This is a genomic window from Blastomonas sp. UPD001 (assembly GCF_003426715.1).
Taxonomy (GTDB): domain Bacteria; phylum Pseudomonadota; class Alphaproteobacteria; order Sphingomonadales; family Sphingomonadaceae; genus Blastomonas.
Genome location: NZ_QKVT01000001.1, coordinates 848,208 through 867,994 on the forward strand (window position 1 = coordinate 848,208; position 19,787 = coordinate 867,994).

The window sequence follows — 19,787 nt, forward strand, 5'->3', positions numbered from 1 at the left end:
AAAGTGTCCGCTATCGACGATCCCCAACCCACCCAAGTTCCCGAGCGAATTCGAGGGACAAACGGAGATTCGAAGCGACTGGGCAGCGCGGAGCACCAGATTGTCATCGCCGCTATCGAGGCCATGCGCGAAGGGCCCGTCGATCGTCAGCGACAGGCCGCCGTCCGCGCGAGGCGTGACGCTCAGTACATCCCCGCGGTCGACAAAGGCGAACAGGCTCTCGAGATCATGATAGCCATCCTCGCGCCGCCGCCGAACGTGCAGCGCGAGGTTGACCTTGGCATAGGCGGTTTCGGTCAGCACCGGGGCTTCGGACCTTGGAAATGGAGCCCTCCCCGCGCGGAGGAGGATTCCGGTCGATCACATGTTCGGGTAGTTGGGGCCGCCGCCGCCTTCGGGCACCACCCAGTTGATGTTCTGGCTCATTTCCTTGATGTCGCAGGTCTTGCAGTGGACGCAATTCTGCGCGTTGATCTGGAAGCGCGGATTGCCCTCTTCCTGCCCAACCACCTCGTACACGCCCGCAGGGCAGTAGCGCTGCGCCGGCTCGTCATAGAGCGGCAGGTTGACCTGGATCGGGATGCTCGGGTCCTTGAGCTGCAGATGCACCGGCTGATCTTCCTCGTGATTGGTGTTCGACAGGAACACCGAGGACAGCCGATCGAAGGTGATGACGCCATCGGGCTTGGGATAATCGATCTTCGGATACATGTCCGCCCGGCCCATATGCTTGTAATCGGGGTCGTGCTTCATCGTGATCGGCAGGCCGATGCCGAGCTGGCGCATCCACATGTCGATACCACCCAGCACGGTGCCGATGGTGCCGCCGAACTTGTCGACGCACGGCTCGACATTCTGGACCTTCTTCAATTCCTCCGCGATCCAGCTGGCGTTGAGAGTTTCCTGATAATCGCTGAGCTCATCCGAGCTGCGGTCGGCCTGGATCGCGCGGAACGCGGCTTCGGCGGCTAGCATGCCTGATTTCATCGCGGTATGGCTGCCCTTGATGCGCGGCACGTTGACGAAGCCCGCGCTGCACCCGATCAGCGCGCCGCCGGGGAACGCGAGCTTGGGCACCGACTGCCAGCCGCCCTCGTTGATCGCGCGTGCGCCGTACGACACGCGCTTGCCGCCTTCGAGGATCTTGCGGATTTCCGGATGCGTCTTCCAGCGCTGAAATTCGTGGAACGGCGAGAGATGCGGGTTCTGGTAAGACAGCGCGACCACGAAGCCGAGCGCGACCTGGCCATTGGCCTGATGATAGAGGAAACCGCCGCCCCAGGCATCGTCGAGTGGCCAGCCCTGGGTATGGATGACCCGGCCCGGGACATGCTTCTTCGGGTCGATGTCCCACAGTTCCTTCAGCCCGATGCCATAGACCTGTGGCTCGCAATTGGCCTCCAGATCAAACTGGCGCTTGAGGATCTTGGTCAGATGGCCGCGCGCGCCTTCGGCGAAGAAGGTGTAGCGCGCGTGCAGTTCGAGCCCCGGGGTGTAATCCGGCTTGTGCTCGCCGTCCTTGCCGATGCCCATGTCGCCGGTGGCAACGCCCTTGATCGAGCCGTCCTCGTTGTACAGGATTTCAGCTGCCGCAAAGCCGGGGAAGATCTGCACCTCCAGCTCTTCGGCCTTTTCGGCGAGCCAGCGGCACAGATTGCCCAGGCTGCCTGTATAGGTGCCCTTGTTGTGCATGAACGAAGGCGTCGTGATGTGCGGGATCGCCATCTTCTTCGACTTGGTCAGCACCCAGTGATGGTTCTCGGTCACCGGGGTGGCCGCCATCGGGCAGTCCTGATCGCGCCAGTCGGGGATCAGCTCGTCGAGCGCTTTGGGATCGAACACCGCACCGGACAGAATGTGCGCGCCGACTTCCGAGCCTTTCTCGATGACGCAAACCTCGATCTCGGCATTGTTTTCCGCAGCCAGCTGTTTGAGCCGGATCGCCGCAGCCAGGCCGGCAGGGCCCGCGCCGACAATCACGACGTCAAATGGCATGGATTCGCGTTCACTCATCTCGTGTTCCCCGTTGCTCAGGATAGGGCCTGTGCCATAAGGCGTGGCCATGGCCCTTCCCGTTCACTCCAATAGCGCTGCAGCGTGCAAGTCAACCCGCTTTGGGGCATCAACGTGCTGACACCGGTGAACGATCCGCTGCGCGAGGCACAAAGCCTGGTCGACTGGTGGCAGCTGGCGGGGGTCGAATGGGATTTTGCCGATACGCCCAATGACTGGCTGGCCGATGACGCGCCGCCCGCCCGTGCGCCGGCGGCACCGCGCCCTGCGCCGCAGCGCGCGCCGGTGGCCCCCGATCGCGCACCCGTTGCAGCCGTTGCCCCGGCTGCAGCGGACCTGGTTCTGCCCGAAACGCTCGAAGCCTTTGTGGCAGCCTGGAGCAGCGGAACGCTCGCTGCGGATGGCGGGGACGGACGCCATGTCGCGCCCGCTGGCAGGCAGGGCGCGAGACTGATGGTGCTGACCGGCGCGCCCGAGCGCGACGATCAGGACAGCGTGCTGTCGGGCCGCGCGGGTCGTCTGGTCGAAACGATCGCGCGCGTCTGCGGCTTCGCGGCGGACGACCTCTACCGCGCCTCGCTCTTCCCCCGACTGGTTCTCGACAACCAGGCGGCGATCCCGCATCTGGGTGTCTGGACCCGCATCGCCCGGCATCATATTGCGCTCGTCGGGCCGGAAATGCTGGTGGTTGCAGGCGAGGACACCGCCAGGGCGCTGCTCAGCCACGACCCGTCGCAAAAGCCAACCGATTTGCATTTTCTTAACCATGGTGACCGAACTGTCAAAACCGTGGTCACGCGCAAGCTCAGCCTGATGTTTCATCGCATCGCGCAGGAGAAGAGCATGGCGTGGCAGCAATGGCAGAAGCTGCTCGTGGAGTGAGACCTTGCTGAAGAAAGCGCTGATCATCGCCGGGGGTGCGGCCCTGATCTCCTGCCAGCCAGCCATGGCCGAAGAATCATCCTATAGCTATTTTTCCAGCCGGATGGCCAAGACGCAGGTCCCCGACTTGCTGTCCTCGTCCGAGCGCGACTATTATGCGCAGGTCTTCGGCGCGATCCGTGGGCAGAACTGGGCCAAGGCGAGCGAGCTGCTCGACGGCCGCGACAAGGGCGTTCTGCACGACATCGCCCGGGCCGAGCTGTTTCTCGCCGCCAATTCGCCGCGCGTCGAAATGGGCCCGCTGCTGAGCCTGCTCAACGCCGCGCCCGATCTGCCGCATGCCGAGCGCCTCGCGATCCTGGCAACCAAGCGCGGCGCGACGATCCTGCCCGATCGCCCGCAAATGGTGCGCATGGCGAATTTCGGCGGTCTGACCCGGCGAGGCAAGCCGCGTAGCTTCGCCGATGGCACCGTGCCCCCCACGCTGGCGGCGACGATCCAGGAACGCATCGTCGCCGACGATCCCGCCGGTGCGGCAGCGGCTCTGGCCGAGCAGGTCGATTTCCTGAGCCCCCAGGCGCGCACCGAGCTCCAGCAGCGCGTCGCCTGGTCCTATTATCTCGAGAACCGCGACCAGGAAGCGCTCGACATGGCGCGCGCCGCCACGCTGGGTTCGGGCGAATGGCTCGGCGAGGCGCACTGGACCGCCGGGCTGGCCGCGTGGCGCCTGGGCAATTGCGCCGCCGCGCTGCAGGGCTTCGAAGGCGCCGCCGCCAATGCCTGGAACGAGGAACAGCGCGCCGCCGGCTATTACTGGGCCTCGCGCGCGGCGACGCGCTGCCGTCGCCCCGATCTGGTCCAGGCCAATCTGCGCGCGGCCAGCCAATATGGCGAGACGCTCTATGGGGTTCTTGCGGCCGAGCAGTTGGGCCTGGCCGACAGCGCGATCCGCGCGCCCGATTTCAGCGACAATGACTGGAAGACGCTGAAGGACCGGCCCAATGTCCGCCGTGCGATCGCGCTGACGCAGATCGGCGAATCGACGCTCGCCGATCAGGTGCTGCGCCACGAGGCGCAGATTGCCGGCGACAGCGCGCACGATTGCCTGCTGCGCCTCGCGCGCGATTTGTCGATGCCGCAGACGCAGATGTGGCTGGCGCAGAACGGACCGCAGGGCAGCCGCCCCGATGCGTTCGCGCGCTTCCCCTCGCCGCGCTGGGTGCCGGTGGAAGGTTGGCGCGTCGATCCGGCTTTGGTCTATGCCCATACGCTTCAGGAATCGAACTTCCGCAGCGATGCCCGCAGCCCCGCCGACGCGCGCGGGCTGATGCAGGTGCGCCCCGGCACCGCGCAGGACATGGCGCGCGCGCGGGGCCAGTCGCTCGATGCGAGCGCGCTCTACCAGCCGGCGGTGAACCTCGAATACGGCCAGCGCTATCTCGAATTCCTCAACACCCGGCCCGAGACCCAGGGCCTGCTGCCCAAGATCATCGCCGCCTATAATGCCGGCCCGCTGCCGGTCAGCCGCTGGAACGAGAAGGTGCGCGACCATGGCGACCCGCTGCTGTTCATCGAATCGATTCCCTATTGGGAAACGCGCGCCTATGTCGGAATCATCCTGCGCAATTACTGGATGTACGAAAAGCAGGCGGGCGTGAATTCGAAGAGCGCGACCGGCCTGGCCCAGGGCATGTGGCCGCGCTTCCCGCATGCGGGCGGCATCGAGCTGGTGCGGCTCGACACGGTGCAGAACAACTGAGCGATGGCGATCGACGAATCGCGGGTCTTCAAGCCCATCAACATCGCGCTGCTGACCATTTCGGACACACGCACCGCTGCCGACGACACCTCGGGCGACATCCTGGCCGGGCTGATCACCGGCAAGGGCCATCGGCTGATCACCCGCGCAATCGAGAAGGACGATGTCGAGCGGCTGGTCGTCCGGCTCAACAACTGGATCGACGATCCCGAGATCGACGCGATCATCTCGACCGGCGGCACCGGCCTCACCGGACGCGACATCACTCCCGAAGCGCTCGACCGGGTCAAGGACAAGGATATTCCGGGCTTCGGCGAGCTGTTTCGCTGGCTCAGCTATCAGACCATCGGCACCAGCACGGTGCAATCGCGCGCCTGCGCGGTGCTCGCGCGCGGCACCTATATCTTCGCGCTGCCCGGATCAAACGGCGCGGTGAAGGACGGCTGGAACGGCATCCTCAACGAACAGCTCGACAGCCGCAACCGGCCCTGCAATTTCATCGAGCTGATGCCGAGGCTGCGCGAGAAATAGACCGTTTGCTTTTCCCCTGATCGTCACTCCCGCGCAGGCGGGGGCTCCGCTTTCCCGTCGCAACAAACGGTAGCGGGATTGTCGCGTGGGCGGGACTGACGAAAGCGATGGCCTTTGTTCCCGAAATGTTCTAAAAGCAGGGCATGTCTGCCCACCCGCCCCCTCTCAAAGGCCGAGGCGCACCACTGAACCGCGAGTCGGTGCGGTTCAACCTGCCGGTGCGCGAGGCCGATGGCGACTGGCTCGACCAGCGCGCGGCGATCGACGACAGCCCGGCGCCCTTGCGCACCAGCGTGACCATCGAGCATCCGCGATCGATCATCTCGCGCAACAGTTCGCCCGACCTGCCGTTCGACCAGTCGATCAACGCCTATCGCGGTTGCGAGCATGGCTGCATCTATTGCTATGCCCGGCCCACCCATGCCTGGCTCGATCTTTCGCCCGGGCTCGATTTCGAAAGCCGGCTGTTCGCCAAGCCCGATGCGGCCAGGCTGTTGCGCGCGACACTGCGCAAGCCCGGTTATGTGCCCAAGGTGATCGCGCTCGGCACCAATACCGACCCGTACCAGCCGATCGAGGCGGATTATCGTATCACCCGGTCGATCCTCGAGGTCTGCCTCGAAGCGCGCAATCCGGTGGCGATCACCACCAAGTCCGACCGCGTGCTGGGCGATATCGATCTGCTCACGGAGATGGCGCGGCACGATCTGATCGCCGTCGCGCTGTCGGTTACCACGCTCGATGGTGCGATGGCGCGCACGCTCGAACCGCGCGCGGCGTCTCCGCGCAAGCGCCTCGCCGCGATCCGAGCGCTGAGCGAGGCGAGCGTGCCGACGCATATCAACGTTTCGCCCGTCATCCCCGCGATCACCGATCACGAGATCGAGGCGCTGGTCGCCGCCGGGGCCGAGGCTGGCGCGCTCTCCGCCTCCTACATCCCGGTGCGGCTACCGCACGAAGTCGCGCCACTGTTCCGCGCCTGGCTCGATGCGCATTTTCCCGATCGCGCGGGCAAGGTGATGGCGATCATCCAGCAGATGCGCGACGGCCGCGACAACGACCCCGATTTCGGCTCGCGCATGCGCGGCAAGGGCCCCTGGGCCGACCTGATCCGCACCCGCTTCCGCCTCGCGGTCAAACGCGCGGGACTCAACCAGCACAAATGGGTACTGGACGCATCCCACTTCCGCGCCCCGGCGGACGGGTCGCAGGGCGAGCTGTTCTAAAGCGAGATATTATTTGCCAGCGGGTGTGATCTTCAGGTCGGTATAAAGAAACTCGCCCGTCGAGCAGATGATTCTGATTGCGGACAACGGTTGACCGATGATCATGCTGGTTTGCTCGCCCCCCACCGACATCGCAATCGCATTGCCATCATAGCGCATCGTGAAGGCCAGTTCCTGCATAGCCGGCTGGAGGCCGAAAGGTTCGGACTCGGTTCGCGACCCGGCTTTGTGTTCCTCCCATTGCAAGAACTGCACAGCACCCTTGCCAGCCCGCTTGTCGACCATCTTGGCGGGCAAGGCCTGCAGCATGAACCCTGCGCCAGCGGTCGGTGAATCGCTTGCATCCGCCAGACGGCTGACGGCGGTGAGGCGGGTCAATGGCGCCCATTTTCCAACTTCGGCCAAGGTGCGTACTTGTACCTTGCCCTGAATGTTGAAACCGCCTGACGGGACAGGCAGCACCAGCGACGAAAAATGGCCGGACGCAGTATCGCAATCATAGATGATGCCCTGATCGGCGGTCTGAGATGCGGTATTACCCAGCAGGACGAGCAGCAAGGGAGCTAATTTCTTCATAGGCACACAATTCGACAGAAGGCGTTTGTTTGCAACCCAATATCATCGCCAAATTGGTTCCAATGACCCAGCACCTGTAGCTGTCGAAATTCGATCCTTTTCGCTTCAGACGTCCGCCTGTCTAATGCGCGAATAGGCTGTTCGAGTCACAGGCAGTGCTTATCCCTTGTAGCCAAACGCCTCCTTCGCCAGCGCCACCAGTTCGGGATCGGCATCGGGCAGCGATTTGGGCACGCTCGCCTCGAGCCGCTCGGCGATATGCGTCAGCACGGCAACGCGCGCCGCCTTCTTGCTGTTGCCGTCGAACACCTTCCAGGGGGCCCAGCGGGTGTCGGTCTGGCGGAACATGTCGTGCATCGCGTCGAGATAGTCGGCCCGCTTGGCGCGGTTGCGGAAATCGTCGTGCGTCACCTTCCAGCGCTTCTCGGGGACGGACAGCCGGTCGGCGAGGCGCTTGTCCTGCGTTGCCTGCGTCACGTGCAGGAAGATCTTGATGATCGCGGTGCCGCCATCGACCTGCTGCGCCTCGAATTCGTTGATCTCGTCATAGCCGCGCTTCCATTCGCGCTCGCTCGCGAACTGCTCGACGCGCTCGACCAGCACGCGGCCGTACCAGGAGCGATCGAAGACCGAGATTTCGCGGCTGCCCGGCAGCTTCTGCCAGAAGCGCCAGAGGAAATGCCGGTCCTTTTCGTACGGCGTCGGCGCGCTGATCGGCCAGACCTGGAAATAGCGCGGGTCCCATTCCGCCGTCATCCGCTTGATGATGCCGCCCTTGCCCGCCGCGTCCCAGCCTTCCATGACGATGATCGCGCGGTGGCCGTGGACGATGTGCCGGGCATGCGCGTGCGACAGCCGCTCCTGCAGGTCCTTGAGCGCAGCATCATAGTCGCCGTCAAAGGCGGCGCCCTTCTCATAATCGGACAGCTTGATGGTCATGAGCCCGTTCCCCCCAGTCGCGCCTCGCGGGCATTATAGTCGCCTTCCGCCACCTGCCGCGCCGCGATCCGGTCGAAGGCCGCACGGATCGCCGGTTCGCGCGGCAGCAGCGTCTGCGCCTGGCGATAGCGGGTCAAGGCTTCGTCGAGTTCGCCGCGCTGTTCGGCGCACAGCGCAAGGTTGAAGACGATCGAACTCTGCCCCGGCACCTCGGTATCGAGCGCCTGCCAGATCGAGCACGCCTGGCCGGGGTCGCGGAAGGTCGCCTTGAGCGCATCCTTGAACCGGTTCGACTGGTCCTTGTCGAGCCCCTTGCGACCTTCGAGCACGCGGATGGCATCGCTGCGGAAGACCGGGGCGATGTCGGCCCTGACCTCATCCGCGACCTGTTCGACGAGCAGCGAGACCGTATCCGGCAGGCTGCGGCCCGGCTCGCGATCGGGGCAGATCACGACCTGATCGCTCTTGTATATCTGGCGCTGATAGACGATCGCGCCGTCGTCGATCCGCGCCAGGCGAAGCGACGGGTTGAGCGAGACGATCCGGCGATTGCAGCGGATCTTCACCTGCTCCTCGCGGATGCACTTGTTGTTGCCGTCGCGCTCGACGCATTCCTTGCGATTTTCCTCGACCGGCTGGTTCTGCACCTGGGCGTTGGCGATACCCGACAACAGGGCATCGGCCGGCGCGGTGGAGCGCTCGACCACCAGCTTGAAATAGGGCTGGCCATAGACGGTGACCTCGGCCAGCACGCCCTCGAGCGCGAATGAGAGCTCGCGTCCATCGCGACCGCCGAAGCGTTCGACGACCAATGAGCCGACCTGCGCGGCGTCGCGATCGCGTGCGGGATAGAGCGCATCAATCGTCAGCGTCTCGGCCTGGGCGGCGCCTGCCCATCCCAGCCCGGCCATGACCATCGCCAGGCGCTGCTTGCGCGCCCGTGATCCAAGTTTCTTCCGCATGCCTTCCGCCCCAGATTGCAGCGCCGCCGCAGCAGCGCGATTCCATTGAAATGTAACACAATCCTTGCCCAAGTCATGCGGCAAAGCTGTGCACAGGGTCACTGGATGACCGGTTTCAGGCGGGCAGGCAGGGCACGTCATATTGCTGCATGATCCGGTCCGCGCTCACCATCACCGCCTTTTCGTGGACAGCCTGCGCTAGCAGAAGATGATCAAAGGGATCGCCATGCAGAACCGGCAATCGTTCCAGGACGAACAAATGGGCGTTGGCCAGCGACAACAGCTCGAAACCAAATTCTGTCAATCGGGGAAAGATATCGGCAGGTCCAACATGCAACTTGCCGACGCGATGCTTGATTGCAATCTCCCAAAGCGAAACCTGGCTCACCAGCACGCAATTTTCCGGATCGGCGATGACGGCCCGCGACCGACGGGAAAGCCTGGAATCATCGTCCAGCCACCAGAGCATGATATGGGTATCGATGATGAGCTTCATGCAGGGCTAGCGTCAGGCCGTTTTCGGCCCATTGCCGTAATCCCAGGCTTCAAAACTGGCCAGAATATCCTCCGGCCATTCGTTGAAATCGTCTGCCATATGGATCTTGCCGCGCAGCGCGCCAGGCTGCCGGGGCTTTTTCAGCGGAACGAAGTCATCGGCAGGCGGAACTGCGGCATAGGGCATCGGCATCTCACGCACTCCGGCTGGGGGCGCGGGTGCGGGGGCATTGCCCGCTGCAATGCCCTGCAGATACGCCTTGACCATGGCCGAAAGCGATGTGCCCAGCTCGGCCGCGCGGATGCGGGCGAGCCGGTGCGTTTCGTCATCCAACGCGATGGTCACGTTCTTCATGACCATCGCAGTATCACAGTTTCACAGTCTGCGCAATGAGGCCTGCGTCAGCCCTTCTGGGGTTCGACCACGCGGATGCTGAGTTCGCGCAGCTGCTTGAGGCTGACCGGTGAAGGCGCACCCATCATCAGATCCTCGGCCTTCTGGTTCATCGGGAACAGCACGACCTCGCGGATGTTGGGCTCGTCCGCGAGCAGCATGACCATGCGGTCGACCCCCGGCGCCGAGCCGCCATGCGGCGGCGCGCCGTACTTGAACGCGTTGAGCATGCCCGAGAAGTTCTTCTCGACATCCTCCTTGCTGTACCCGGCGATCTCGAACGCCTTGTACATGATGTCCGGGCGGTGGTTCCGGATCGCGCCCGAGGACAGTTCGACGCCGTTGCAGACGATGTCATACTGCCAGGCGAGGATGTCGAGCGGGTCCATCGTTTCCAGCGCCTCCATCTCGCCCTGCGGCATCGAGAAGGGGTTGTGGCTGAAATCGATCTTCTTGGCGTCCTCGTCATATTCGAACATCGGGAAGTCGACGATCCAGCAGAACTTGTACACGCCCTGCTCGATCAGGCCGAGCTGCTCGCCCACGCGCGTGCGCGCTGCCCCTGCCAGCTTGGCCGCCTGCAGTTCCTTGCCCGCCGCGAAGAACACGCCGTCATTGGGGCCGAGCCCGAGCTCGGCGATCAGCTTGGCGGTGGCTTCCTCGCCATGGTTCTTGGCGATCGGGCCGCCGGGCACGCCGTCCTTGATGTTGATATAGCCAAGACCCGCATGACCCTCGCCGCGCGCCCAGTCGTTCATGTCGTCGAAGAACTTGCGGCTCATCGCGCCAGCGCCCGGCGCCGGAATCGCGCGGACCTTGCCGCCCGAGCCCACGATCTTGTCGAACAGGCCGAAACCCGACCCGACGAAATGATCGGTGACATCGCTGATCACCAACGGGTTGCGCAGGTCGGGCTTGTCCGAGCCATATTTCAGCATGGATTCGCGATACGGAATGCGCGGGAAGGTCCCGGCGGGCGTGACATGCTTGCCGCCCGAGAATTCCTCGAACACGCCCGCGAGCACCGGCTCAAGCGCCGCGAACACGTCGTCCTGCGTCACGAAGCTCATCTCGAGGTCGAGCTGGTAGAACTCGCCCGGGCTGCGGTCGGCGCGCGCGTCCTCGTCGCGGAAGCACGGCGCGATCTGGAAATAGCGGTCGAAGCCCGCGACCATCAGCAGCTGCTTGAACATCTGCGGGGCCTGGGGCAGCGCATAGAACTTGCCGGGATGGACGCGGCTGGGCACCAGATAGTCGCGTGCGCCTTCGGGTGACGAGGCGGTGAGTATCGGTGTCTGGAATTCGGTAAAGCCCTGCTCGACCATGCGGCGGCGCAGGCTGGCAATTACCTGCGAGCGCAGCATGATGTTGCGGTGAAGGCGCTCGCGGCGGAGGTCGAGGAAGCGATAGCGAAGGCGGATATCCTCGGGATATTCCTGCTCGCCCGCGACCGGCATCGGCAGTTCGTCGGCGGCGGACTGGACCACGACCTCGGCTGCGCGCACTTCGATCTCGCCGGTCGGCAGATTGGCGTTCACCGTCTCGGCCGAGCGGGCGACGACGGTCCCTGTCACGGTGACCACGCTCTCGACGCGCAGGCGCTCGAGTGCGGCAAAGGCCGGGCTGTCGCTGTCGGTGACGATCTGGGTCAGCCCGTAATGATCGCGCAGGTCGATGAACAGCAGGTTGCCATGGTCGCGCTTGCGATGGACCCAGCCCGACAGGCGGACCTGCTGGCCAACATCGGAAGCGCGAAGCGCGGTGCAGCTATGGGTGCGATATGCGTGCATGAGAACCATGGATCCTGATCGAGAAAGGGCGCTGAAGAGCCTGCCCAAAGGCAAGGCCAGCCGATAGCGCGGCTAACACCGTGCCGGTGCGCTTTTGTCAAGCTTTGACCGCGTTGGCCTGCCCGCACCGATCAGTCGATCAGCCCCAGATGCACCAGCGGATCGGAGCGGAACACCGCGATATCCGTCGAATCGGGCATCAGGCGGCGCTGCGCGATGCGGAAGCGCCGATAGTCGTCGCCATAGTCGCTGGCGACGCGCGCGGCATCGAGATCGTTGGTCTTGCCCCAATGGCGGGTGAAGCGAATGCCGAGCGCATCGAGTTTCGCCACCACCGCGCGATAGCTGCGATGGCTGACATCGCTGCGCGGCCCATCGAAATCGATCACGACATTGCTGTCGAAACGCGCCGGCGCGAGCAGCCCGCTCGCGCGCTGCATGAACCGCAGCGTCACCACCGTGCCCCCACCTCCGCTGAGGAATGCCTCGATCAGCGGATCGAACGCGCGCTCGAGGTCCGCTCGCGCCATCGTGACCGAGCCGTTGAACAGATTGGCGATCGGGTTGTGCGCCTCGGTGGTATGGCCCCAGGTGGCGATGGCTTCGGGATCGTCGATGTCGCGCTGCACCGCATAGCCCGCGCGCATCGCCATTTGCAGGATGTCGGCGCGCAGCAGATCGATCCCCGCCATCGCCTTTCCGATCAGGGTCAGGGCATCATAGCCGGCCCCGGTCAGCGGGCGAGGCGGCGGAGGGATGCCGGGGTCGAAATCGCGCAGATAGAGCATCCGCAGCAGCGCATCCTTTTCGAACGGAGCGAAGGGGTTGAGGATCACCTGCAGGAAATGCGGGTCCTCGTTGAGCCCATAGCCGCGCGAAAAGCCGCGAAAATCGCCCTGGGCCAGCCGCGTGATATCGGCGCGCGAGATCCGCGCGCGCTTCTGGATGTTGCGGACCATGTAGATCGGCACGCATTCGATCACCATCGCGGTGACAAAACCCATGGCACCGACTGCAACCTGGCAGGCGGCGAACACGTCATCATCGCGGAAGATCGTGCTGCCCGTTGCTGCGACAAAATCGGGCGACATGACCGGCTGGTGCGGCTCGACCCAGAAAATTCCCGAAGGCGTCACCACCTGCAGCGCGCGAATATGGTCCTGGATGCCGCCTGCGCCCAGCACGCTGCCGTGCGTTCCGGTGGCGCACGCTCCGGCCCAGGTCTGGCCGTTGCTGGCGCCGCCCGTGCGCAGGCTGAGCCCCAGTTCCTCGGCGCAATCGTTCACCTCGTCGACCGTCGCGCCCGCCTGGACCAGCATCAGCCGCGATGGGTCGATGCCGCGCGCGACATCGTCAGCATCGAGCCCGAAGCAGCGGTTGATGCGCCGTGTCTCGACCAGCCAACCCCCTTGCACGATCGCGATCGGCGAAGGCGACCAGCCCGCGCCCAGCGGCCTGAGCCTTGCGCCCGCGCGGCTGGCGTCGCGCAACAGCGCCAGCACATCGCCTGCCACCTCGCGCAGCACGGCACGCCCGGCCTCGCGCTCGCTGTTGCACAGTTCTATCAGATCGCCGAGCAGGGCCGATTCCGTGCCGTGATAATTGACCCAGCGACAGGGGCCGTGGCGCCGCGGCGGCGGCATCAGGCGCCGCCTACCGGGTTGTTGCCCGCGTGCAGCCGGTAATCGATCGTCACCCGCCGGACGAAGCCGAGCGTGACCAGCGACAGCAGGATCTGCCCGAAGCTCATCGAAAAGCGCATGTCGTTGATGCCCCGCCCGGCGGGATCGACCACGCACGCGCTGCGTCCGGCCCGCGTTGCAAGACCCCAGCCCAATATCGTCAGAATTTCACGACCACCACCGACCGGGCGAGAATTTTCCAGAACCAGAAAGGCATCGCCGCCCTGCCCAAGCAATTGCCCGACCAGCGCCAGAGCCAGAACAACGATGACGATCTGATACATCCACATGCTTGCCCCCAGCGCCATGAAACACCCACGTTACATACCGGAGAGTCCCATGATTCTCAAAGACGGCAAATATTTATTTTGATCCGATCCCGATTGATTGAAGCACCCCACGATGGTTTGCGGCGGCAGATGCACGCTGTATAGGTTGCCCATGAAAATCCATCCGCTGATTACCGACACCGATTCCCTCGCGCAGCTGTGCGACCGCCTCGCCCAATCCGATTTCGTTGCGGTCGACACCGAATTCATGCGCGAGAACACCTACTGGCCCGAGCTTTGCCTGGTGCAGATCGGCAATCTGGAAGAGGCAGCGGCGATCGATCCCAAGGCACCCGGGCTCGATCTGGGACCGCTGCTCGACCTGCTCACCGAAAATCACGACGTGCTGAAGGTCTTTCATGCAGGTCCGCAGGATATCGAGATCATCTTCAACCTCACCGGCAAGACCCCTTCTCCGCTGTTCGACACGCAGATCGCAGCGATGGCGCTGGGTCAGGCCGAACAGATAGGCTACGCGAACCTGGTCGAAAGCTGGCTGGGGCTGACCGTGGACAAGGGCGCGCGCTTTACCGACTGGTCGCGGCGTCCGCTCGAGGCCCGCCAGATCGATTACGCGATCGGCGATGTCACGCATCTGGCTAAGATCTTTCCCAAGATGCTCGACAAGCTGCGGCGCACCGGGCGCGGCGCGTGGCTCGATATCGAGATGGAGAAGCTCGGCGATCCGCGCCAGTACAAGCCCGATCCCGACACGCTGTGGCAGCGCATCCGTCCGCCGGGCCGCAGCGCGCAGATCCTCGGCCGGATGCGCGCGCTCGCCTGGTGGCGCGAGACCGAAGCGCAGGACAAGAACCTGCCGCGCGGCCGCATCATGAAGGACGAGACGCTGGCCGATATCGCCGCGCATCCGCCCTCGACCCAGGCCGAACTCGGCAAGGTGCGCGGGCTATCGGGCGCGTGGCGCGAGAATGACATCGGCGCGCGGATGATGGACGCGCTGTTCGCCGCACGGCCGCTGACCCATGCGGAAATGCCGCCCAAGAGTCCGCGCGGTCCTGCGCTGGGCAAGGAAGGCGCGCTGGTTGCCGATCTGCTCAAGCTGCTGCTCAAGATCCGCTCGCGCGAGATCGATGTGGCCGCCCGGCTGCTGGCGCGAAGCGACGACCTCGAGGCGCTCGCCGCCGGCGTGCGCAAGGGGCTGCCGATCCTCGAAGGGTGGCGGTTCGAACAGTTCGGGCGCGATGCGCTGGCATTGGTCGAAGGGCGCATGGCGTTCGCGATCGCCGATGGCAGGATCAAGATGACGCGCACCGAACTGGTTGCCGAACCCGAGGAAGTCGTCGCGGCGGCCCTCGCGGAGCAGCCATGACCTCGTACCTTCCCACGCTCAAGCAGCTGCAATATCTGGTTGCACTCGAGGAGCATGGGCATTTCGGCAAGGCGGCAGACGCCTGTTTCGTGACGCAGTCGACGCTATCGGCGGGGCTTCGCGAGCTGGAGACGCTGCTCGGCGTGGTGCTGGTCGAACGCACGCGGCGCGTGGTGCGCTTCACGCCGCTCGGCAACAAGGTCGTCGCCAAGGCACACCGCATATTGCGCGAGGCCGAGGAACTGGCCGATCTAGTCCGCTCCTCGGGCAAGCCGCTGTCGGGCGACCTCAGGATGAGCGTCATCCCGACGATCGCACCGTTCCTGCTGCCGCGGCTGCTGCCGGGCCTGCGCCGCGAGCAGCCCGAATTGAAGCTGTTCCTGCGCGAGGAGGTCAGCGGCGCGGCGGTCGAATCGCTGCACCACGGCCAGGTCGATTGCGTGCTGCTCGCGCTGCCCTTCCCGGCGGGCGATGTCGAACACGAGCTGCTGTTCAGCGACCCGCTCTATGTCGCCTTTCCCAAGGACGATCCGCGCGATCCACCCGAAAAAGTCGCGCCCGAGCTGATCGACGAATCGCGGCTGCTGCTGCTCGAGGACGGGCATTGCCTGAAGGACCACGCGCTCGCCGCCTGCAACCGGCCCGAACTGCGCGCGAGTGCGATGATGTTCGGCACCTCGCTGCACACCCTGGTGCAGATGGTCGACAACAAGCTGGGGCTGACGCTGCTCCCGCAGATCGCGATCGATGCTGGCATCCTGAACAACACCGATATCGTCGCGCGCCCACTGCTGGCCGACCATGCCTCGCGCGACATCGCGATCATCTGGCGCCGCAACAGCCCGCGCGCCGAGGAATTCCGCATGCTCGCCGACATCCTGCGGCGCGGCCATGCCGAAGGGAAATGCGCAGGGTAAGTTCTAGCTGAGCGGCGTTTGCTACCGTCACCCCCGCGAAGGCGGGGGTCCCGCTCCGCATCGATAGTTCACCAAGAAGCGGGATTACCGCTTGCGCGGGAATGACGAAGAACCATTCGTGACCCGGTCAATCCATGTGCTTGATGCCGACGCGCAGATAGTCCCAGCCTGTGACCAGCGTCAGGATCGCGGCGGTCCACAGGGCCGCGAGGCCCAGATGCTGCATCCAGGGCTGATCGGGAAATCCGCCGGAAAAGATCAGCGTGCCGAGCGCAAGCAGCTGCAGCGTGGTCTTCCACTTGGCGAGTTGCGACACCGGCACCGATACCTGCAGCCCGGCAAGAAATTCGCGCAGCCCCGATACGGTGATCTCGCGCAGCAGGATGATCAGTGCAGCGATGACGTGCAGCCCGTGGATATTGCCGTTCGCGCAGAGAATCAGGATCACGGCGGCGACCATGATCTTGTCGGCGATCGGATCGAGAAAGATGCCGAGCCTCGACACCGCGCCCTGCGCGCGGGCGAGATAGCCGTCGAAATAGTCGGTAATGCCCATCAGGCAGTAGACGACAAAGCCCAGCAGATAGCCGGTTGCCCATTCGGGCCACCACAGCAGCGCGGCCAGCAGCGGGACGGTGACGATCCGCGAGAGCGTCAGGATGTTGGGCACGGTGAGCATAGGCTGAGCGCCTCATAACCGCATTTGCCAGCAATGGAAATGGCTTGACCGCCCTGCCCGCGAACCCGATACGACGGCCAAGGCTTTTCGTATCGCCGCTTACCCGCACCAGGAGAGGCAGGACTGCGAAACCGCCGGACGGGTAAACCACCGAGGAACACGCAGAATGGCTTCAGCTGGCGCGCTTTTGAACAAGAGGCGCTTTCTACCCCTGTTCGTGACCCAACTGCTCGGCGCGTTCAACGACAATCTCTACAAGAACGCGATGGTGCTGTTCGTCGTGTACAGCGTGTACAACGACGAGACGGCAGAGACCTGGTTCAGCGCGATCGCGACCGCGATCTTCATCCTGCCCTTCTTCCTGCTCTCGGCGCTGGCCGGCCAGCTCGCCGATACGCGCGACAAGGCCGTGATCATCCGCATCGTCAAGTTCTGCGAGATCCTCATCATGCTGGTCGGCGGCACGGGGCTGTACATGGCCTGGGCGGGCACCGCGGTGCACACCGTCGCCATACCGCTGATGATGCTGGCGCTGTTCGCGATGGGCGTGCATTCGACCTTTTTCGGGCCGATCAAATACGCCATCCTGCCGCAGCATCTGAATGACGAGGAGGTGCTGGGGGGCACGGGGCTGGTCGAGGCGGGGACCTATATCGCGATCCTGCTCGGGACGAACCTGGGGGGGCGCCGTTCGACAGGCTGCCAGTGCAGGGGCGCTGCCTTGCCCTGTTCAAGGGCGGCAGGCTGGTCGATCAGATCAGCGGCTGAAAGCGCGTCGCCGGTCAGTGCAGCTTGAGCTTGGGCCGCACGATTTGGTTCACATGGCCGATGACGATCAACGATATGCCGCGCCACCAGCCGTGGATCGCGATCAGGTGCATGCGGTAGAGCGATTGATACGCCCAGCGCGCCAGCCGCCCTTCGACCGCCATGCGACCGCCGATCAGATTGCCCATCAGGCTGCCGACGGTCGAAAAGCGGCTGAGCGAGACCAGCGAGCCATGGTCCCGGTAGACGAAATCCTTGAGCGGCTTGCCTTGCTGCATCCGGCACAGATTGTCGAACACATGGCTCGCCATCTGGTGCGCCGATTGCGCGCGCGGCGGGATCGGGCGTTCCTGGCCGGGCAGCAGGCACGAGGCGCAATCGCCCAGCGCGAAGATATGGTCGTCCAATGTCGTCTGCAGTGTCGGGCGGACAACGAACTGGCTGAGCCGGTTGAGCTCGAGATCGCTCATCTCGGTGACGCCATCGGCACCCTTCACCCCGGCAGCCCAGACGATCAGGTCGGCGGGGATCGCCTCGCCCGCCCTGGTCTCGACCGAATGTTCGTTGACCTGCACGACCTGCGTATTCTCGCGCACGCTGACGCCGAGCTGCTCGAGCTCGTGCCGCGCCGTTCCTGCCAGCTCGGCATCGATCTGCGGCAATATGCGCGGCCCCGCCTCGAGCAGCGTCACCTCCAGCTTGCTCTCGTCGAACACCTCGAGGCCGTAATAGCGCAACGACTTGGCGGCGTTGTACAACTCGGCCGATAGCTCCACGCCGGTCGCCCCGCCGCCGATGATGCAGATGCGCACCCGCGCCTCGGGATTGCCGGTGTTATGCTCGTGATTGGCGCGCAGGCACGCGTTGAGCAGCTTCTGGCGGAAGCTGTCCGCCTGGCCGCGATGCTCGAGAAACTGCGCATGCTCGCGCACGCCCGGCACCCCGAAATCGTTCGAGACGCCGCCAAAGGCGAGCACCAGATAATCGTAGCGGATGCGGTGCCGCCCGATCACCTCCTTGCCCTGATCGTCGAGCAGCGGTGCGGTGACGATATGCCGCGTCGTGCGGTCGATGCTTTCGAGCGCGCCGTTGAAGAAGCGATAGCCCCAGCGCACCGCATGGCCGCCATAGCCGACCTCGTCGAGATTGGCGTCGAGCGAGCCTGCCGCGACCTCGTGCAACAGCGGCTTCCAGATATGCGTCAGGTTGCGATCGACCAGGATGATGTCATGCTTTTCGCGGCCATATTTGCTGGCATGCCTGCCGAGGCGGTGGCCGAGCTCGCGACCGGCATGGGCATCGGCGAATATCGCTCGGACCTCTACCAGGCCAAGGCGCGCGAGGCCGCTGCCATGGCCGCGACGACCATCGTCACCGAAAACGGCGAGGCGGCACGTGCTATTTACGACGGGCGCGGCAAGGCGCTGGTCGAGGCGATGGCCTTTGCGCGCGACCTTTCCAACGAACCTGCGAACGTCATCTATCCCGAAAGCTTTGTCGAACGCACCCGCGCCGCCTTTGCGGGCGTCCCCGGCGTAACGATCGAGGCGCTCGACGTGCCCGCGATGGAAAAGCTCGGCATGGGCTCGATCCTCGGCTCGGGACGCGGATCGGCGCGGCCGCCGCGCATGCTGATCGTGCGCTATACCGGCCGCGGCGCACCTTCGACGGGTCCGGTGGTGCTCGCAGGCAAGGGAATCACTTTCGACAGCGGCGGCATCTCGCTCAAGGCCGGGGCCGGCATGGGCGACATGAAGTTCGACATGTCGGGCGCGGCGAGTGTGGTCGGCGCGGCGCTAGCGCTTGCCAAGTCGCGCGCGCAGGTCGATGTCGTCGCAATCGCGGCACTGTCCGAAAACATGCCCGACGGTAATGCCGCGCGCCCCGCCGACGTGCTGCAGGCAATGAACGGCAAGACGATCGAGATCATTTCGACCGATGCCGAAGGCCGCCTCGTCCTCGCCGACGCGGTCGCCTATGCCGATGCAAAGCTCAATCCTGCGGCGATCGTCGACATGGCGACATTGACCGGCGCGATCATGACCGCCCTGGGCGACGATTATGCCGGGCTGTTCAGCCGCCACGATCCGCTCGCCGATCAACTGATGAAGGCAGGCGATGCCAGCGGCGATGCGGTGTGGCGGATGCCACTGCACCCGAGCTATGCCGAGGACACCAAGTCGACCATTGCCGATATCAAGAATTCGGGTGTCAGCGGCGCTGGTGCCGGCGCTGGCGCGCACTTCATCGGCGCGTTCGTGAAGCCGGAGACCCCCTGGGCGCATATTGACATTGCAGGCATGGCCTGGGGCGGCGCGAACGACCTCAAGCCCGCGGGATCGACCGGCTATGGCGTGCGCCTGCTCGAGCGGTTCGTGCGCGATTTCCAGCCGGTGCCCAAGGTGGCGGGCGAGTAGTTCCGCGCCGAGTTCCGCTCGCTGCCTATCCCGCCCATCATCATCACCCCCGCGAAGGCGGGGGTGTGGATTCACGTTTGAAGTGCAACACTGGTTTG

Annotated in this window: 18 protein-coding genes and 2 pseudogenes; 8 read left to right on the top strand and 12 right to left on the bottom strand. The window is 64.7% G+C overall.

The annotated features are described in order from the left end of the window. Nucleotides 1–303, bottom strand: a pseudogene (locus DM995_RS22110) (4-(cytidine 5'-diphospho)-2-C-methyl-D-erythritol kinase); the annotation flags it as partial. Between the two features lie 57 nt (nucleotides 304–360). Then, entirely contained in the window at nucleotides 361–2,013 is a 1,653-nt protein-coding gene (locus DM995_RS04100; RefSeq protein WP_116968591.1) for an electron transfer flavoprotein-ubiquinone oxidoreductase, read from the bottom strand. Nucleotides 2,014–2,097: 84 nt separating this feature from the next. Between DM995_RS04100 and DM995_RS04105 the strand changes: the two genes are divergently transcribed. From DM995_RS04105 to DM995_RS04120, 4 genes are all read left to right on the top strand, one after another. Next, nucleotides 2,098–2,895: a uracil-DNA glycosylase family protein gene (locus tag DM995_RS04105; protein WP_116968592.1), complete on the top strand. Its 798-nt coding sequence runs from the start codon at nucleotides 2,098–2,100 to the stop codon at nucleotides 2,893–2,895. A gap of 64 nt (nucleotides 2,896–2,959) precedes the next feature. After that, nucleotides 2,960–4,654 (top strand): lytic transglycosylase domain-containing protein, encoded by a 1,695-nt coding sequence (locus DM995_RS04110; RefSeq protein ID WP_232824032.1) that lies wholly within the window; start codon nucleotides 2,960–2,962, stop codon nucleotides 4,652–4,654. 3 nt (nucleotides 4,655–4,657) lie between these two features. Beyond that, nucleotides 4,658–5,185, top strand: a complete 528-nt coding sequence (gene moaB / locus DM995_RS04115; protein WP_116968594.1) for a molybdenum cofactor biosynthesis protein B — start codon at nucleotides 4,658–4,660, stop codon at nucleotides 5,183–5,185. A gap of 143 nt (nucleotides 5,186–5,328) precedes the next feature. Next, entirely contained in the window at nucleotides 5,329–6,411 is a 1,083-nt protein-coding gene (locus tag DM995_RS04120) for a PA0069 family radical SAM protein (protein WP_116968595.1), read from the top strand. Between the two features lie 9 nt (nucleotides 6,412–6,420). Here DM995_RS04120 and DM995_RS04125 read toward each other — a convergent pair whose 3' ends face one another. The 8 genes from DM995_RS04125 to DM995_RS04160 form a co-directional block, all read right to left on the bottom strand. After that, nucleotides 6,421–6,987: a hypothetical protein gene (locus tag DM995_RS04125; protein ID WP_232824034.1), complete on the bottom strand. Its 567-nt coding sequence runs from the start codon at nucleotides 6,985–6,987 to the stop codon at nucleotides 6,421–6,423. Nucleotides 6,988–7,146: 159 nt separating this feature from the next. Next, on the bottom strand, nucleotides 7,147–7,926 hold the full coding sequence (locus DM995_RS04130; RefSeq protein ID WP_023839149.1) for a polyphosphate kinase 2 family protein: 780 nt from the start codon (nucleotides 7,924–7,926) through the stop codon (nucleotides 7,147–7,149). Then, the gene (locus DM995_RS04135; protein WP_157973065.1) at nucleotides 7,923–8,888 is read right to left on the bottom strand and encodes a tetratricopeptide repeat protein; all 966 of its coding nucleotides are present in this window, start codon (nucleotides 8,886–8,888) and stop codon (nucleotides 7,923–7,925) included. Before DM995_RS04135 ends, DM995_RS04130 begins: the two co-directional genes overlap by 4 nt. A gap of 115 nt (nucleotides 8,889–9,003) precedes the next feature. Next, the gene (locus DM995_RS04140; RefSeq protein WP_116968598.1) at nucleotides 9,004–9,384 is read right to left on the bottom strand and encodes a type II toxin-antitoxin system VapC family toxin; all 381 of its coding nucleotides are present in this window, start codon (nucleotides 9,382–9,384) and stop codon (nucleotides 9,004–9,006) included. 12 nt (nucleotides 9,385–9,396) lie between these two features. After that, a complete protein-coding gene (locus DM995_RS04145) occupies nucleotides 9,397–9,738 on the bottom strand; it encodes a ribbon-helix-helix domain-containing protein (protein WP_232824044.1) in 342 nt (113 codons plus the stop codon). Nucleotides 9,739–9,785: 47 nt separating this feature from the next. Then, the gene (gene aspS, locus DM995_RS04150; RefSeq protein ID WP_116970324.1) at nucleotides 9,786–11,567 is read right to left on the bottom strand and encodes an aspartate--tRNA ligase; all 1,782 of its coding nucleotides are present in this window, start codon (nucleotides 11,565–11,567) and stop codon (nucleotides 9,786–9,788) included. A gap of 131 nt (nucleotides 11,568–11,698) precedes the next feature. Next, nucleotides 11,699–13,210, bottom strand: a complete 1,512-nt coding sequence (locus DM995_RS04155) for an FAD-binding protein (RefSeq protein WP_116968599.1) — start codon at nucleotides 13,208–13,210, stop codon at nucleotides 11,699–11,701. Continuing rightward, nucleotides 13,210–13,539 (bottom strand): hypothetical protein, encoded by a 330-nt coding sequence (locus DM995_RS04160; protein ID WP_157973066.1) that lies wholly within the window; start codon nucleotides 13,537–13,539, stop codon nucleotides 13,210–13,212. The genes DM995_RS04155 and DM995_RS04160 overlap by 1 nt, the downstream gene beginning before the upstream one ends. A gap of 151 nt (nucleotides 13,540–13,690) precedes the next feature. Between DM995_RS04160 and rnd the strand changes: the two genes are divergently transcribed. Then, nucleotides 13,691–14,908: a ribonuclease D gene (rnd, locus tag DM995_RS04165; protein ID WP_023839156.1), complete on the top strand. Its 1,218-nt coding sequence runs from the start codon at nucleotides 13,691–13,693 to the stop codon at nucleotides 14,906–14,908. Beyond that, nucleotides 14,905–15,825 (top strand): hydrogen peroxide-inducible genes activator, encoded by a 921-nt coding sequence (locus DM995_RS04170; RefSeq protein ID WP_023839157.1) that lies wholly within the window; start codon nucleotides 14,905–14,907, stop codon nucleotides 15,823–15,825. The genes rnd and DM995_RS04170 overlap by 4 nt, the downstream gene beginning before the upstream one ends. 127 nt (nucleotides 15,826–15,952) lie before the next feature. Here DM995_RS04170 and pgsA read toward each other — a convergent pair whose 3' ends face one another. Continuing rightward, nucleotides 15,953–16,504: a CDP-diacylglycerol--glycerol-3-phosphate 3-phosphatidyltransferase gene (gene pgsA, locus DM995_RS04175; RefSeq protein ID WP_023839158.1), complete on the bottom strand. Its 552-nt coding sequence runs from the start codon at nucleotides 16,502–16,504 to the stop codon at nucleotides 15,953–15,955. A 166-nt stretch (nucleotides 16,505–16,670) separates the two neighbouring features. On the opposite strand from pgsA, the pseudogene DM995_RS04180 reads away from it, so the two are divergent. After that, nucleotides 16,671–17,189, top strand: a pseudogene (locus DM995_RS04180) (MFS transporter); the annotation flags it as partial. Between the two features lie 97 nt (nucleotides 17,190–17,286). Here the strand turns inward: DM995_RS04180 and DM995_RS04185 are convergent. Then, complete coding sequence (locus DM995_RS04185; RefSeq protein WP_116968601.1) at nucleotides 17,287–18,600, bottom strand: NAD(P)/FAD-dependent oxidoreductase; 1,314 nt, start codon at nucleotides 18,598–18,600, stop codon at nucleotides 17,287–17,289. Between DM995_RS04185 and DM995_RS04190 the strand changes: the two genes are divergently transcribed. After that, nucleotides 18,502–19,689, top strand: coding sequence for a leucyl aminopeptidase family protein (locus tag DM995_RS04190; protein WP_232824046.1), 1,188 nt, complete (start codon nucleotides 18,502–18,504; stop codon nucleotides 19,687–19,689). The two genes, DM995_RS04185 and DM995_RS04190, sit on opposite strands and share 99 nt — an antisense overlap. The last annotated feature ends 98 nt before the right edge of the window (nucleotides 19,690–19,787 follow it).

What these genes read in the sequence shown, in the direction of transcription:
- DM995_RS04100 (WP_116968591.1), bottom strand. Translation starts at nt 2,013, where the DNA reads ATGAGTGAACGCGAATCCATGCCATTTGACGTCGTGATTGTCGGCGCG.
- DM995_RS04110 (WP_232824032.1), top strand. Translation starts at nt 2,960, where the DNA reads ATGGCCGAAGAATCATCCTATAGCTATTTTTCCAGCCGGATGGCCAAG.
- moaB (WP_116968594.1), top strand. Translation starts at nt 4,658, where the DNA reads ATGGCGATCGACGAATCGCGGGTCTTCAAGCCCATCAACATCGCGCTG.
- DM995_RS04120 (WP_116968595.1), top strand. Translation starts at nt 5,329, where the DNA reads ATGTCTGCCCACCCGCCCCCTCTCAAAGGCCGAGGCGCACCACTGAAC.
- DM995_RS04125 (WP_232824034.1), bottom strand. Translation starts at nt 6,987, where the DNA reads ATGAAGAAATTAGCTCCCTTGCTGCTCGTCCTGCTGGGTAATACCGCA.
- DM995_RS04130 (WP_023839149.1), bottom strand. Translation starts at nt 7,926, where the DNA reads ATGACCATCAAGCTGTCCGATTATGAGAAGGGCGCCGCCTTTGACGGC.
- DM995_RS04135 (WP_157973065.1), bottom strand. Translation starts at nt 8,888, where the DNA reads ATGCGGAAGAAACTTGGATCACGGGCGCGCAAGCAGCGCCTGGCGATG.
- DM995_RS04140 (WP_116968598.1), bottom strand. Translation starts at nt 9,384, where the DNA reads ATGAAGCTCATCATCGATACCCATATCATGCTCTGGTGGCTGGACGAT.
- DM995_RS04145 (WP_232824044.1), bottom strand. Translation starts at nt 9,738, where the DNA reads ATGAAGAACGTGACCATCGCGTTGGATGACGAAACGCACCGGCTCGCC.
- aspS (WP_116970324.1), bottom strand. Translation starts at nt 11,567, where the DNA reads ATGCACGCATATCGCACCCATAGCTGCACCGCGCTTCGCGCTTCCGAT.
- DM995_RS04155 (WP_116968599.1), bottom strand. Translation starts at nt 13,210, where the DNA reads ATGCCGCCGCCGCGGCGCCACGGCCCCTGTCGCTGGGTCAATTATCAC.
- DM995_RS04160 (WP_157973066.1), bottom strand. Translation starts at nt 13,539, where the DNA reads ATGTGGATGTATCAGATCGTCATCGTTGTTCTGGCTCTGGCGCTGGTC.
- rnd (WP_023839156.1), top strand. Translation starts at nt 13,691, where the DNA reads ATGAAAATCCATCCGCTGATTACCGACACCGATTCCCTCGCGCAGCTG.
- DM995_RS04170 (WP_023839157.1), top strand. Translation starts at nt 14,905, where the DNA reads ATGACCTCGTACCTTCCCACGCTCAAGCAGCTGCAATATCTGGTTGCA.
- pgsA (WP_023839158.1), bottom strand. Translation starts at nt 16,504, where the DNA reads ATGCTCACCGTGCCCAACATCCTGACGCTCTCGCGGATCGTCACCGTC.
- DM995_RS04190 (WP_232824046.1), top strand. Translation starts at nt 18,502, where the DNA reads ATGCTTTTCGCGGCCATATTTGCTGGCATGCCTGCCGAGGCGGTGGCC.